General features: G+C 35.1%; 14 protein-coding genes. 13 read left to right on the top strand and 1 reads right to left on the bottom strand.

Going from position 1 to position 14,082, the window contains the following annotated elements:
• The first annotated feature begins 108 nt into the window (after positions 1 to 108).
• Together ACZ47B_RS03835 and ACZ47B_RS03830 are read left to right on the top strand one after the other, a co-directional pair.
• The gene (locus tag ACZ47B_RS03835; RefSeq protein WP_464895363.1) at positions 109 to 1,413 is read left to right on the top strand and encodes an adenosylmethionine--8-amino-7-oxononanoate transaminase; all 1,305 of its coding nucleotides are present in this window, start codon (positions 109 to 111) and stop codon (positions 1,411 to 1,413) included.
• Positions 1,414 to 1,528: 115 nt separating this feature from the next.
• The gene (locus tag ACZ47B_RS03830; protein ID WP_464895362.1) at positions 1,529 to 1,966 is read left to right on the top strand and encodes a DsrE family protein; all 438 of its coding nucleotides are present in this window, start codon (positions 1,529 to 1,531) and stop codon (positions 1,964 to 1,966) included.
• On the opposite strand, the gene ACZ47B_RS03825 is transcribed toward ACZ47B_RS03830, so the two are convergent.
• Entirely contained in the window at positions 1,953 to 2,528 is a 576-nt protein-coding gene (locus tag ACZ47B_RS03825) for a class II aldolase/adducin family protein (RefSeq protein WP_464895361.1), read from the bottom strand. The genes ACZ47B_RS03830 and ACZ47B_RS03825 overlap by 14 nt on opposite strands.
• A 348-nt stretch (positions 2,529 to 2,876) precedes the next feature.
• On the opposite strand from ACZ47B_RS03825, the gene rsmH reads away from it, so the two are divergent.
• From rsmH to hemC, 11 genes are read left to right on the top strand one after another with little or no spacing between them, the layout of a single operon-like run.
• Positions 2,877 to 3,794 (top strand): 16S rRNA (cytosine(1402)-N(4))-methyltransferase RsmH, encoded by a 918-nt coding sequence (gene rsmH, locus ACZ47B_RS03820; RefSeq protein WP_464895360.1) that lies wholly within the window; start codon positions 2,877 to 2,879, stop codon positions 3,792 to 3,794.
• Positions 3,794 to 4,102, top strand: a complete 309-nt coding sequence (locus ACZ47B_RS03815; RefSeq protein WP_464895359.1) for a hypothetical protein — start codon at positions 3,794 to 3,796, stop codon at positions 4,100 to 4,102. Before rsmH ends, ACZ47B_RS03815 begins: the two co-directional genes overlap by 1 nt.
• A gap of 10 nt (positions 4,103 to 4,112) precedes the next feature.
• A complete protein-coding gene (locus ACZ47B_RS03810) occupies positions 4,113 to 7,199 on the top strand; it encodes an efflux RND transporter permease subunit (RefSeq protein ID WP_464895358.1) in 3,087 nt (1,028 codons plus the stop codon).
• A 49-nt stretch (positions 7,200 to 7,248) separates the two neighbouring features.
• Positions 7,249 to 7,527 carry a DUF2018 family protein gene (locus ACZ47B_RS03805; protein WP_464895357.1) on the top strand — a complete coding sequence of 93 codons (279 nt, stop codon included), beginning with the start codon at positions 7,249 to 7,251 and terminating at the stop codon, positions 7,525 to 7,527.
• Positions 7,520 to 7,963 (top strand): hypothetical protein, encoded by a 444-nt coding sequence (locus ACZ47B_RS03800; RefSeq protein WP_464895356.1) that lies wholly within the window; start codon positions 7,520 to 7,522, stop codon positions 7,961 to 7,963. The genes ACZ47B_RS03805 and ACZ47B_RS03800 overlap by 8 nt, the downstream gene beginning before the upstream one ends.
• The gene (locus ACZ47B_RS03795; protein WP_464895355.1) at positions 7,953 to 8,852 is read left to right on the top strand and encodes a polyprenyl synthetase family protein; all 900 of its coding nucleotides are present in this window, start codon (positions 7,953 to 7,955) and stop codon (positions 8,850 to 8,852) included. The genes ACZ47B_RS03800 and ACZ47B_RS03795 overlap by 11 nt, the downstream gene beginning before the upstream one ends.
• Before the next feature lie 11 nt (positions 8,853 to 8,863).
• The gene (gene hemA, locus ACZ47B_RS03790) at positions 8,864 to 10,201 is read left to right on the top strand and encodes a glutamyl-tRNA reductase (protein ID WP_464895354.1); all 1,338 of its coding nucleotides are present in this window, start codon (positions 8,864 to 8,866) and stop codon (positions 10,199 to 10,201) included.
• Positions 10,198 to 11,901, top strand: coding sequence for a proline--tRNA ligase (locus tag ACZ47B_RS03785; RefSeq protein ID WP_464895353.1), 1,704 nt, complete (start codon positions 10,198 to 10,200; stop codon positions 11,899 to 11,901). Before hemA ends, ACZ47B_RS03785 begins: the two co-directional genes overlap by 4 nt.
• Positions 11,902 to 12,297 carry an FxsA family protein gene (locus ACZ47B_RS03780; protein ID WP_464895352.1) on the top strand — a complete coding sequence of 132 codons (396 nt, stop codon included), beginning with the start codon at positions 11,902 to 11,904 and terminating at the stop codon, positions 12,295 to 12,297.
• Entirely contained in the window at positions 12,257 to 13,123 is an 867-nt protein-coding gene (locus ACZ47B_RS03775; protein WP_464895351.1) for a DsbA family protein, read from the top strand. Before ACZ47B_RS03780 ends, ACZ47B_RS03775 begins: the two co-directional genes overlap by 41 nt.
• A complete protein-coding gene (gene hemC, locus ACZ47B_RS03770) occupies positions 13,120 to 14,079 on the top strand; it encodes a hydroxymethylbilane synthase (protein WP_464895350.1) in 960 nt (319 codons plus the stop codon). The genes ACZ47B_RS03775 and hemC overlap by 4 nt, the downstream gene beginning before the upstream one ends.
• Positions 14,080 to 14,082 lie beyond the last annotated feature (3 nt).

The following is a 14,082-nucleotide window of genomic DNA, read 5'->3' as shown; positions in this document are numbered from 1 at the left end:
TACAATCCTCTAACCGTTAATTTTAGATATAATTCTATATAATTTGTTATTAATTTATGATGAAATGTATGTAATTTCTTTAAAATCACAAATAAACAGGGGTAAAAAATGGATAATTTGTCTTTGATGCAAGAGGATTTGAAATATATCTGGCATCCATGTACTCAAATGAAAGATCACGAAAAACTACCTTTGATACCCATAAAGTCTGCCAAGGGTGTTTATCTGGAAGATTTTGAAGGCAACAGATATATAGATGCCATAAGTTCCTGGTGGGTCAATATCTTCGGTCATCAAAACGAATATATAAAATCGAAAATTAAAGAACAGCTTGATGAGCTGGAACATGTTATATTTGCCGGTTTTACGCATGAGCAGATCATAAAACTCTCAAGAAGACTAGTGGATATCACTCCTAACAAGCTAACAAAATGTTTTTATGCCGACAACGGTTCAAGTGCCATAGAAGTGGCTATAAAGATGAGTTTTCATCATAACAAAAACAAAGGTCTTACTAAGCCGTACTTTGTATCTTTGGAAAATTCATATCACGGTGAAACCATAGGAGCTTTGTCTTTGGGTGATCTTGGAATCTATAAAGAGAGTTATGAAGAGTTGCTATTAAAGTCCATCAAAACCTATGTTCCAAAAGACCAAAGTGAAAATGAAGCCGTAAAAGCCGCTAAAAAGCTTGAAGTGATATTTGAAAAAAGAGTAGGGGAGATATCGGCTTTTATAGTAGAGCCTCTTGTTCAGTGCGCCGGAGGTATGCATATGTATCATCCGCTTTTTTTGAAATTATCAAGTGATCTTTGTAAAAAGCATGATGTGCATTTTATAGCGGATGAGATAGCAACGGGATTTGGAAGGACCGGTTATATGTTTGCATGCGAGAGTACCGGAATTGAGCCTGATTTTATGGCACTTTCAAAAGGTATAACAGGAGGCTATCTTCCGCTGTCAGTTGTTTTACTGAGCGATGAAATGTATGATAGTTTTTACTGTGACTACAATCTTAACAAATCATTTTTGCATTCACACTCATATACCGGCAATGCTTTGGCCTGTGCTGCGGCAAATGCGGTACTGGATATATTTGAAAATGAAGATATACTAAGCAAAAACAGAGAAAAAAGCAGATATATAGCAAAGAAACTAAATTCATTTTTAAAACTTGAAAATGTTGAAAGTATAAGACAAACAGGAATGATAGCCGCCGTTACTCTAAAAGGGTACAAACCCGAAGAGAGAGTGGGCTTGAGAGTGTACGAGTATGGATTGAAAAACGGAGTTCTTTTAAGGCCGCTTGGAAATGTCATATACTTTATGCCTCCATATATCATAACTTATGAAGATATAGACAAGGTAATGGATGTGGCATATGAAGGAATAAAAAATTTAATGGCATTTTAAAAGGAACTATAATAGAATTATTGTAAAGTTTTGTGAGCACTTAAAAGGTAAGAACAAGTAGTATTTAAAATATCAACTCACAAAACATCGACTTACCAACCTAAGGGAGATACTAATGAGACGACTTTTGCTTTTGATGATAGTGGCTGTTTTTGCTTTTGCAAAGATGGATTTCAGTGATCCGAAACCTACATTTGACAATCCACGCAAATGGGTTATAAAGATGAATTTCAATGACATTCACCGTGTCAATGAAACTTTGGGTGCTATTTATAATGTGCTAAAAGAGTATCCTTCCGATTCGTTAAAAGTTGCCGTAGTCTGCTACGGTAAAGGCATGAGGGCTATAAAAAAGGATTATGATGCTCATACACTTAAAAGAATACGCTCATTGATGGCGTATGATGTTGAATTTGTAGCCTGCAAAAATACTATGGCAACAATGAAATGGACCAAAAAAGATATCATAGACGGTGTAAGTTATGTACAAGCCGGAATCGCTGAAGTGATAGAGCGAGTAGCCGGCGGTTGGATAGATGTTACGCCGTACTGATTGATAAGGTGAGGATTCTGCAACTGTTTTCTATCAAAGATAGAGTTTGAGCCATATTGTATAAGTCCCTGTCATAGATATATATACCGTATCCTCTTATAATGATAAAACGTTTTTCGTTTTGTTTTAAGTAATTGTATATCTCGTATTCGGCTCTATCTTTCCAAGTATCGAAGTTTTTAGGATCATAAACCTCTATATCCCCAAGATGCAAATAGCCGAAGTAATCCTTTGGAGATATAGTATCGTTGTTTAAAGAGTATGCGGTGGTATAAGGCGGCATGGAAAAAGAGATGTATTTTGCCGTTTCTATGTTTTTATATATCTGTAAGTGTACAGAGGCATCCTCATCGGCCTCTTTCCATCTATAATCTCTTTTGAAATAAAGCTCTATGAGTGAATCGCTCTCGAGTCTGTCAAAGAGAACATTTTTTTTATTGATAACGAAACTGTTGTTGTCGTTTCTTAAAGATATGGAGCCATTTTGGATACCAAAGAAATTTTTTCTAAAAAGTGATAGAGATATATCTTTCACCTCTTTTATTTGCCAATCATTAATCATAATGTTATTCTATCATATTATAACTGATGTTACGCACCATATATAGTTTTAGATGTTTTTTGCAACATTTCATTACAAGGCAGAAAGTTGAAAAGCTACTTCCTGTAACTTGAAACTTTCTAACGCCGTAAGGGAGTGTTGCAAAAAGCACCCGAAGGGCAAGACAATAAGGCATTATCTGACAGCGTTAGATTTTCTCACCTTAACTACGGTTAGGCTTTCGAAAATCTGCCTTGCATATAACGCCTTTTTGTCTTGTCTAAAATTATATATGGTGCGTAACATCAGTTATTAACCTCAAAATAATGAAATTTTTAGTAAAATCTCTTAAAATTTAAAAGGATTCTTTTGGATACTCCTCATATACCGGTGCTTTACAATGAAGTCATAGAGGCTTTCAGTGATATAGAAAACGGATATATTGTTGATTGCACGCTTGGTTACGGGGGGCACAGCGAAGCACTTTTGAAAAATTTACCAAATGTGAAACTTATATGTATAGACCAGGATAGTGAAGCTTTGGAATTTTCAAAAAAAAGACTTGAACCTTTTTGTGATAGGGTTATCTTTGAAAAAGGGAGATTTTCTTCTGTTATAAAAAAACATCTTGATAAGGATATCAGAGGCATTTTAGCTGATATCGGTGTCTCTTCTTTGCAACTTGATAAAAAGGCAAGAGGTTTTGGCTTTGATAGTGATGTTCTTGATATGAGAATGGATCAAAATGCAACACTTAGTGCCAAAGATGTTGTCAATTCTTACTCAAGAGAGCAGCTTGAAGAGATATTTAGAGATTATGGCGAGATAAGAGAGTATAAAAAAGTTGCGAATATCATAGTGCAAAACAGACCCATATGCAGTGCAAGAGAATTAAGCGAACTGATAGAGAAAAACTTCAAAAGAGGGAGAATTCACTCCGCTACTTTGGTGTTTCAAGCTATAAGGATAGAGGTCAACGACGAGCTTGGAGAGTTGGCAAACCTTTTGGATAGCATAAAGAATTCTCCTCTTGAGCATTGTAAAGTCGCTATTATCACATTTCATTCATTAGAAGACAGGATAGTTAAGAGAACTTTTAAAGAGTGGACAAAAAAGTGCATATGCACTCCTGATGTTTACAGATGTGAATGTGGGGGAAATCATGACATAGGTAAAATCATCACAAAAAAACCTATAACCCCATCAAAAAAAGAGATAAAAGAAAATCCAAGAAGCAGAAGCTCCAAGATGAGAATATTTGAGATAAAAAAAGCGGAGAAGGAGTAGTGAGCGTAAAGGTAAAAACAAAAGTAAAAAAAGCCAAATATACTCTTCTTGATGAGGTTGAAAGACATAGAACAAGACATGTAGACAACCTGAGTTTCAAACTGTTGCTTGGGGTTTTGCTTGCCATATTTACTGTTTTATTGATAATCCTGCCAAATATATATCTTAAAAACGAGATATATTATGAAAGCAGAGATATAGCGAAACTTTACAACGAATACTCTGTTTTAAAAGAAGAAAACAGAGCTTTAAAACAGAAACTTGAATATATAAAATTTAAAAATCAAGTTTTAGATACGATATTTTAATGAGGTTTTTATGATAAAAAGATTTATAGCATTTGGCGTTGATAAACCGGTGTTAAATCATATATTTTTGATATTTCTATTTGTGTTGTCGGTTATCTCTTACAACAAAATTCCAAAAGAGATATTTCCTTCTTCATTGCTGGATGCCATAGTTATCACAGGCGCATACCCGGGAGCTAGTCCGGATATACTTGATAAAATGGCAGTTAAAAGTATAGAAGATGATATAAAAAATTTAAGTGATATTGATGAAGTATCAAGTGTTATAAAAAATGGTTTTTTTAGGATAAAAGTTGATCTTAAAAAAGGTGCAAATTCACAAGAGATACTTGATGATATAAAAGATATCATAAGTAATCAAAAAAGATATCTCCCCTCAGATATGAATATGCCAACTGCAAAAATGATAAAAAAAAGTTTTCCTCTTATAACAGTCACTGTAGCTTCTAATAAAGCCTCCACAAAAGATCTTTTGGATTTGGCAGTTAAGTTGAAAAATGACCTTTACAAGATACCAAACCTTAACGATATATCTATAAGAGGTGATGCTGATACGGAGCTGGTTTTTCAAATTTATAACAAAAAACTTTTAGCTTATGGTTTAAGTGAAAATAGTGTAGTAAATGCTTTATCATCCATTAGTTCGATTTTTCCGATAGGTATCATCAAGCAAACAGGAAATCATCTATATCTAAGTACTATCAATGGTGAAAAAGATGTCCAAAAGATAAGAGATACCATTATATCCGTAAACGGTAAAAAAGTAAGGATTAAAGATATAGCTGATGTTGCATTTAAACTTAGCGATCTGAATGAAGTATCTCATTTTAATGGCAAGCCAAATATCGCGATAAATATCAAAAAAGCCGAACAGGGTGATGCGATAAAGTTGGTTAAAAAGATAAAAAAACTTTTAAAAATATATGAAAAAAAATATAAGAATTATAGCTTTGACACTTACACAGATACTTCTATTTGGATAAGAAACAGGTTAAATACGGTTATATCCAATATAATTTTTGGCCTCATTTTGGTTACTCTTTCGGTTTATATATTTGTCAGCGGAAGGATTGCATTTGTAGTAGGTCTAGGGATACCGGTTAGTTTTATGATAGGCCTTATAGCAACTGAGCTTTTAGGCTACTCACTCAATATGCTTTCACTTTTGGGGGCATTGATGGCACTTGGTATGCTGGTCGATGAAGCCATAGTGGTGGCAGAAAATATATACAGGCATCTTGAAAACGGTGATGACAGTAGAACGGCAGCTATAAATGGAGCGGCTGAAATGTTTCCGGCTGTTTTAACCGCTACTTCAACTACTATATTCGCCTTTTTACCCCTTTTGATAGTCAGTGGAGAAATGGGACTTTTTATAAGGATCATACCTGTTATGATATCCATACTGCTTTTAAGTTCACTCTTTGAAGCATTTTACTTTTTGCCGTTGCATGCAAAGGATTTTTTAAAAGCACACAAGAAAAAAGACAGGACAAAAAAGTTGTGGGACTGGGCAAAAAAGGCATATGCAAGAGTTATGATGATAGCTATGAAATATCAAAAGACTACTTTGATACTTTTTTTGGTACCTATTTTGACATTGACCGTTTTTTTGCTCAAAAAAAGCAAGTTCCAACTTTTTCCCGATTTTGACAATACACAGATATTTTTAGTGGGGAAGGTAAACGTAAACAATGACTTGTATCAAACACAAAAACTCGTTACGCAAGTGGAAAAAATACTGCTTAAAAAACTTCCCAAGGGAGATGTGGCATCTATAACATCTATAAGCGGCTTAAAACTTGACAATAAATTCAGACCCGATATCGCGGAAAACAATTTTCAAATTTTTATAAATCTTTATGAAAGAAAACCGGAAAACTTTTTTGATAAGTACATAAATCCTTATCTTTCGCCAGAGTATGATGATACAAATATGAAAAGAAGCCACAGTGCACAAGAGATCGCCAAAATGATAAAAAAGATCACTGCAGACATAGCAAAAAACAAAGAGTATGAAGAGTTTTCAGTAACGGTACCGGGCGCTGGCATAGTAAAAAGTGATATAGAACTCTCTTTTAGCGGAAAAACCAAAGATATCAAAAAAGCTTTGAAGATAGTGGAAGATAAAATGAAAACGATAGATGGGGTTTTCAATGTAAGTGATGATATGTTAAGCGGAGAAAAAGAGTTGAAACTTAGAGTCAACAGATACGGTCAAAGTCTGGGTTTCAATGAGATAATATTGTCCCAAGTTCTAAAAAACTATTTTCAAAAAGCCGAGATAGGGAAGATGTTCAAAGGTGACGAACTTATAAAGATAAAGTCCGAACTTCTCGATAAAGACAGTTTTGAAAAATTCAAAGATTTTTATGTAGATATACCGGGTACGGTAAAAAAAGTAAGGCTTAAGGATATAGCTGATTTTATCATAAGACCGAGTTATACCGAAATTTTCAAAGATAACGGCGTGAGGATAAGAACGGTTTTTGGTTCACTCGATAAGAAAAAACTTACTTCGGCAGAATTTCTTAAAAAAATGAAAACGACTTTTGAAAAAGTTAAAGATATGGGAGTGAATATCGACATAAAAGGTGAGCAAAAATCAAACAGACAAATCCAAAAAGAGATGGCAGAAGCTGCTATCATCGCACTGTTTCTCATCTTTATAGCACTTGTTTGGATGTTTGACAGCGCCATACTCTCCTTGGTGGTTTTAAGTACTATTCCGCTTTCTGTTCTTGGAGTGCTAGTTGGCAATCTTATAATGGGACTAAATCTTACAATGCCTGGACTTTTGGGACTCGTGGGACTTAGCGGTGTTGTGGTAAACGATGGTATCATTATGATAGATTTTATAAAAAAGACAAGAAATCTTAAAGAAGCGGTTGCCCTTGCATCATTAAGGTTAAGACCCATATTTTTAACTTCCATTACCACAGTTCTTGGGTTGATGACTTTGATGTTTTTTGCCTCAGGTCAATCAGTCATACTCCAGCCTATGGCGATAGCGCTTGGCTTTGGAGTAGCTTGGGCTACGGTACTAAATCTCTTTTATGTACCTGTATTGTATTCAGTAATTTATAGGGTAAAATAAGATATAATGTGCGTTTGTATAAAATACAATATATATGGGAGGATAGCAAATGTGGCTTGAAGATGATGATATATTTGGCGGGAAGCCGGAAGATAAATTTTTTGATGTAGTTTACAATGCAAATAGAAACTTAGTACAGAATGAACTTGCAGATGCAGTATCGAAAAGTGCGGCAATGGAGCTTTTGCTTGAAGAGATGCTAGGTGAGGAAAAAGATATAGAAGCGATACTTGCAAATTATCATGCAAACAATACAGACAAAGTAAACAGCAGGATGAATGATTTGTATATTCAAATGATGGGAAATATCTTAAGCCAAAATGAGTAGACTTGTTACTGTTTTTCTTTTTTGTATCGTACATTTGTATGCCGCAAAATGGAAATATCAGTACCGATTTGATTTGAAAAAGGATCAGATAGCAAAAGTTAAAATCTCTTATAGAGATAAAAAAGTTTTTCTAAGAGACGGTGAGTTTGATTTTAGATGGACGCTTTATAAAAACGGTGCTTTGATAACACATAGTTCATATCAAAAAATCAAATTCCAGCACGTTTTGTATGAAGGTTACAGACTAAATAGTTTTGAAATCGATCTTGTGCCCGTAGGAAGCAATATATCAAACAGGATATATCTTCTGGTCGTATTTGAATCATTTGACAAAAAGAGTCAAAAAGCGACCGTTGATATGTTCATAAAAGATGATCAGGTAAAGATTTTGGCTGATTTTATAGATCCGAACAGTAAGGGAGTAAATGTTAAGTAAAGTTGATAAAAATATAGAAAAATTTATAAAAGATTTAAATGAGGATATAGTTTTTAGACTGTATGCCAAGATCTCTTCGGGGAAAAAACTTCGAGCGAAGCTGATACTTAAAATCGCTTCTTCTAAAAATGAAGAAGCCATAAAACTTGCTTCCATAGTCGAAATGATACATGCGGCAAGCCTTTTGCATGATGATGTGATAGATGAAGCCGATACAAGACGAGGGGAGGTGTCCATCAATGCACTTTTTGGAGATAAAACAGCCATAATGCTTGGGGATATTTTATATTCTAAAGCTTTTTTTGAGCTTTGTGATTTTTCAAAGGATGTCGCTAAAACTATCTCAAATGCCGTAACTCTCCTATCAGTCGGTGAACTTTTGGATGTCGAGTTATCAAAAAGTTTCAATGCAAACAAAGATAAGTACTTCGATATGATATATAAAAAAACAGCTTCACTTATAGAAGCAGCTTCCTCAAGTGCTGCAATGCTTGAAGGATACGACGGTGATAAATTTGCACTCTACGGTAAAAATCTTGGACTTGCCTTTCAAATCATAGATGATGTACTCGATATAACAAGCGATGAAAAAACTCTAGGCAAACCTGCAATGAATGACTTTAAAGAGGGTAAAACTACGCTTCCGTATATATTTTTGTACGAAAAATTAAATGATATGGAAAAAAAGAAACTTTTAACCCTTTTTAAAAGAGACATAGATAAAGGTGAGCAAAACTGGATAAAACAGAAAATGAAAGAGAGCGGGGCTTTGAGTAAAACTCTTGATATTGTCAATGATTTGGCTTTTGAAGCATTGAATGCCATAAAAGAGTATAAAAATGAAGAGCTTGAAAAGATCATAAAAGATATGATTCAAAGAGAGTATTAACAAGGAAAGATATGAATTATTTGATAGTTAGTTATTCGCACAAAAATACAGACATTGCAACAAGAGAAAAGATAGCTTTCAATAGCGATGAAAAAAAGATAAATTTCTCCAACAAACTCTTAGAATGTGAAAGCATAAATGAAGTATTGATACTTTCAACTTGCAACAGAGTGGAACTTCTTTTGAGTGTTAAAGATTGTAACAAAGCATTGGAACATATATTTTGTGAATTGGAAGAATTTACATCTATACCGGCAAGTGAACTAGAAGGAAGAGCTGATATCTATGAAGACAATGGCGCGATTCATCATATATTTGCAGTGGCATCATCACTTGACAGTGTCGTTATAGGCGAAACGCAGATAGTAGGGCAGATAAAGGATGCTTTCAAGTTTTGTTTTGATCATGGATTTTGTTCACAAAAAATTGCAAGGGTTATGCATCACACTTTCAGGTGTGCCGCAGCGGTGAGAAGTTCTACCGAGATAAGTTCATCTCCGGTATCCATATCAAGTGTAGCCGTAAACAAAGCAAAAGATTTAGCCGGTGGCTCCTTGGCGGGCTTTTCCGCTCTTGTCATAGGAGCTGGAGAAATGGGCAGGATTTGTGCTGAACATTTGATAAAAAACGGATGTAATGTTATCATCATAAATAGAAATATAGAAAAAGCTGAGGAGTTAGCCAGAGAGCTCGGTGAAACTACTATAGCTGAAGGCTTTGATAAATTGGAGAATTTTATAAACAAGTATAGATTTTTATTTAGTGCTACAAGTTCAGATGATCATATCATAACAGAAGAAATGGTAAAAGAGGTCGAATTTGAAAGGCACTGGTTCGACATAGCGGTACCTAGAGATATAGAAGATAGCTGCAAAGAGAAAAATATCAACCTTTTCAGTGTAGATGACTTAAAAAGCGTTGTTTCGCAAAATAGAGCTTTTAGAGAAAAACAAGCCGGTATCGCTTTTTCCATCATAGGAAAATTTACTATGGAGTTTTATAAGTGGCTTCAAACTCTTCAAGTTGAGCCTATCATAAAAAGAATGAGAGAAATGGCAAAAAGAAGTGCTCAAAAAGAACTTGATAGAGCTATACAAAAAGGATACCTTCCAAAAGAGCAAAAAGATGAAGTGGAAAAGATACTTCACCAAGCTTTCAATACTTTCTTGCATAAGCCTACTTGTAACTTAAAAAAAGTTGCCGAAGATCCTGAGTTTGATACGATAGTTCAATCATTCCAGTATCTTTTTGGCATCAACGAACAACAAAAAAAGCAAATGAATATGTATAAATGTGAATATCATATGGAAAAAGGACCCACAAACCATCCCCACAAGGAGCAAAAGTGAGATTTTCAAAATGTTTTATACCAACCACCAAAGAAGCACCAAGTGATGCGGTACTTCCTAGCCATAAACTTTTGGTGCAAGCCGGTTTCATTTCTCAAGTAGGAAGCGGTATATATAACTTTTTACCTCTTGGAAAGATAGTTTTGGAAAAGATCAGAAAAATCGTAAAAGAAGAGCTTGATAGTGCAGGATGCCAGGAAGTACAACTTGGTTTTGTAACGCCTGCGGAGCTTTGGCAAGAGAGCGGCAGATACCTAAAATACGGAAAAGAGCTTTTAAGGTTTAAAGATAGAAAAGATAATGAGTTCGTATTAAGCCCTACTGCTGAAGAGATGATGGTGGATTTGGTAAGAAACAGGATAAAAAGTTACAAACAACTTCCTTTGCACCTGTATCAAATCAATACAAAATTCCGCGATGAAGCAAGGCCCAGGTTTGGACTTTTAAGAGGTAGAGAGTTTTTGATGGAAGATGGATACAGCTTTCACTCAAGCTATGAAGATCTTGATAGAGAGTTTGATCTTATGGAAAAGACTTACTCAAAGATTTTTGAAAGGCTTGGGCTTGATTTTAGAGTGGTCGATGCCGACAGTGGAGCGATAGGAGGAACAGGAAGCAAAGAGTTTATGGTGTTGGCTGATAACGGTGAAGATGATATCATCATTTGTGAAAACTGCTCATACGCAGCCAATATAGAAGTAGCCGCCAGGCAAAAAAGAGTGCCTCCTTATGAAGAAAAGCCCCAAATGACTCCGGGTGATTTTTATACTCCTGAAGTTAAAACGATAGAGGCTTTGGCAGAATTTTTTATGATAGAGCCTTACTATCTTATCAAAGCGGTAGCAAAAAAAGCCCTTTTTGAAGATGGAAGTCAAAAGATAGTCGTTTACTTCTTAAGAGGAGATGATACACTTGAAGAGACAAAAGCATTAAATGCCATAAATGCTTTGGAACTTGTGGATGTTAGCGAAGAGGAACTTGAAGAAAACGGTGTAACCCCCGGATTTATTGGACCTGAGGTTAAAAATGTCGAGATAGTCATCGATATTGACTTGAAAGATGATGATACTTTGATATGTGGCGCAAACAAGGTGGACTATCACTATGTGGGCTACTCTTTGAAAGATAAGTTTGAAGATAAGTATCATGATATAGCAGAAGTTAAAGAGAGTGATTTTTGCCCTGAATGCGGTGGGAAGTTAAGCAAAACAAAAGGTATAGAAGTAGGGCATATATTTAAACTTGGCGAGAGATACTCTGCTCCTTTGCAAGCAAATTTTCTTGATCAAAACGGTAAGTCAAAACCTTTTATCATGGGAACATACGGCATAGGTGTCAGTAGACTTGAAGCTGTCATTATAGAGCAGCATCATGATGAGAAGGGATGCATTTGGACAAAAGAGAGTGCCCCTTTTATGCTTGAGATTATAGTATCAAACCCTAAAAATGAAGATGAGCTTAAATTTGCAGATGAACTTTACAATGAATTGAAAAGTTATGGCAAAGAGGTTATAATCGATGATCGAAAAGAGAGATTTGGTTTTAAAATGAAAGATTTTGAGCTTATCGGGTTTCCTTATGCTTTGATAGTTGGTAAGTCGCTAAAAGACGGAGTTGTTGAATTGGTTGATAGAAAGACACTTGAAAAAACAGTTATAAAACAGGATGAAGTTTTGCAAAAGTTAAAAGAGTTGATATAAATGGTTTACTTTCTGATATATCTTTTTCTTGAGATAACAGTAACACTGAATATCGCGGCAAAGATAGGCAGTTTTGCTACATTTATCGAAGTGATAGCCTCTGCTGTGGTAGGTTTTATCATCATAGCAAACCTTGGCAGCAGTTTTAATGAAGGTTTTAGAGCTTTGGTTGAAAGAAGGATAAGCGAAGAAGAGTTTTTGCAACTCCATCTTTTTATGCTTATAGGTGCGATTTTACTGATCATACCCGGTTTTTTAAGTGATATAGTGGGTATTTTGTTTCAATTTCCATATATAGGGCTTAAAATAACAAAAAGATTTTACAGATTTAAAAATAAAGAAAAAAGGAGTGACGATGTCATTGATGTCGAAGTTATTGACGATATGGATAAGTAGTGTTTTGTTTGTTTTTGCAGGTAGTTTGACTACTAAGCAGAAGGTTCAAAAGTTTCTGACTACTTCCATAAAGCCGAACAAAAATATAAAAGTTCTTGGGTTTCATATAGCCAAAGTTGTGGATCTTAAAGATATCCCCGGATGGAAAGCTTATGTACTTACCATAGATATAGAACTTTTAAAACAAAACAATAGAGTCATCACCATAAAAGACGTTATCTTTTCAAACGGTAAATACTTAAGCAGAGCTTTTGTCGATATAGATACAAAGAAAAAACTAAAAGATAAGATTTTAAAGAGTTTTTCCCCCGATGCCCCGATGAGTTACTATGATGATGAGCATTTGCTTTATGGAAGCAAAGATGCAAAGTATAAAGTTTTGGTTTTTAGCGATCCTCAATGTCCATTTTGTATGGATTTTGTTCCTGACGTGATGGAATTTGTAAAAAAACACCCAAAAGAGTTTGCCTTGTATTACTACCATATGCCTTTATCGATACACCCGGGAAGTGACACTATAGTAAAAGCTGAAATTGCCGCACGAAAAAAAGGGTATAAAGATATATTCTATAAAGTTTACAAAAAGGATATGGAAGTCGATACGAAAGATCCAAAGAAAGTACTTGCAGTTTTCAATAAAAAGTTAAATACCAATATAACCATCGATGATATAAAAAACAAAGATGTCGAGAAAAGATTTAGCAATGACTTATACAAGGCCAATAAGATACTTGTTGGCGGAACCCCTACGGTATATGTCAATGGAAAGTATGATGCAGGAAGAGAAAAGTTGCAAAAACTTATGGATGAGTACAGTTTGAAATGAAAAAGTTAGTTATAGCCACAAGAGCCAGTGACTTGGCTCTTTGGCAGGCATATCACATAAAAGATAGGATTGAAAAAGAGTTTCCTGATATAGAAGTGGAATTAAATAAGATAACAAGTAGAGGTGATAAGATACTTGACAAGCCTTTGGCACTCATAGGTGGAAAAGGGCACTTTACAAAAGAATTAGAAGATGAGATGTTAGCCGGCAATGCAGATATGGCAGTACATTCGCTAAAAGATGTACCTACATTTATACCAGAGGGTTTGGAGCTTATAGCTATCACAAAAAGAGAAGATCAAAGCGATGTTTTTTTATCCCATAAGTATAAAAGTTTTGAAGAGTTACCGAAAAATGCCATAGTGGGAACTACAAGTCTAAGAAGAAGAATGCAGTTAAAAGCCAAAAGAGCGGATCTTCAAATGAGAGACTTAAGAGGCAATGTAAACACGCGCTTGAGAAAACTAAAAGAGGGACAGTATGATGCTATTATCTTGGCCTATATAGGTCTTCACAGGCTTGATCTTTTAAAAGATATACCTTATGTTCAAAAGTTACCGACTTCCATGATGCTACCACCCATGGGACAAGCGGCACTTGGTATAGAGATAGTAAGCGGCAATGAAAAATTATATGAGATAGCATCATTTCTAAACGATCCCGATACCGCACTTTGCACAAAACAAGAAAGAGACTTTGTTAGAGCCATAGGTGCAGGTTGTTCTGCTCCTGTTGCAGTCAATGCTACTATAGAAAATGATAAAGTAACCATAAAAGCTATGATAGGATACCCTGACGGTACTCACATCCTACAAGATGAGCTAAAAGCAAGCAAAGAAAGAGCAGACAAACTTGGAAAAATGCTTGCATACAATATGATAAAAAACGGTGCCCTTGAGATACTAAAAAGCGCTGAAGAGTTAGCCTTTAAAGAGGACAGGGCAGAGAGAATTTAGGTT

It is taken from the genome of Thiofractor thiocamini (genome assembly GCF_055384375.1).
This window is presented reverse-complemented; position numbering and strand designations above follow the sequence as displayed.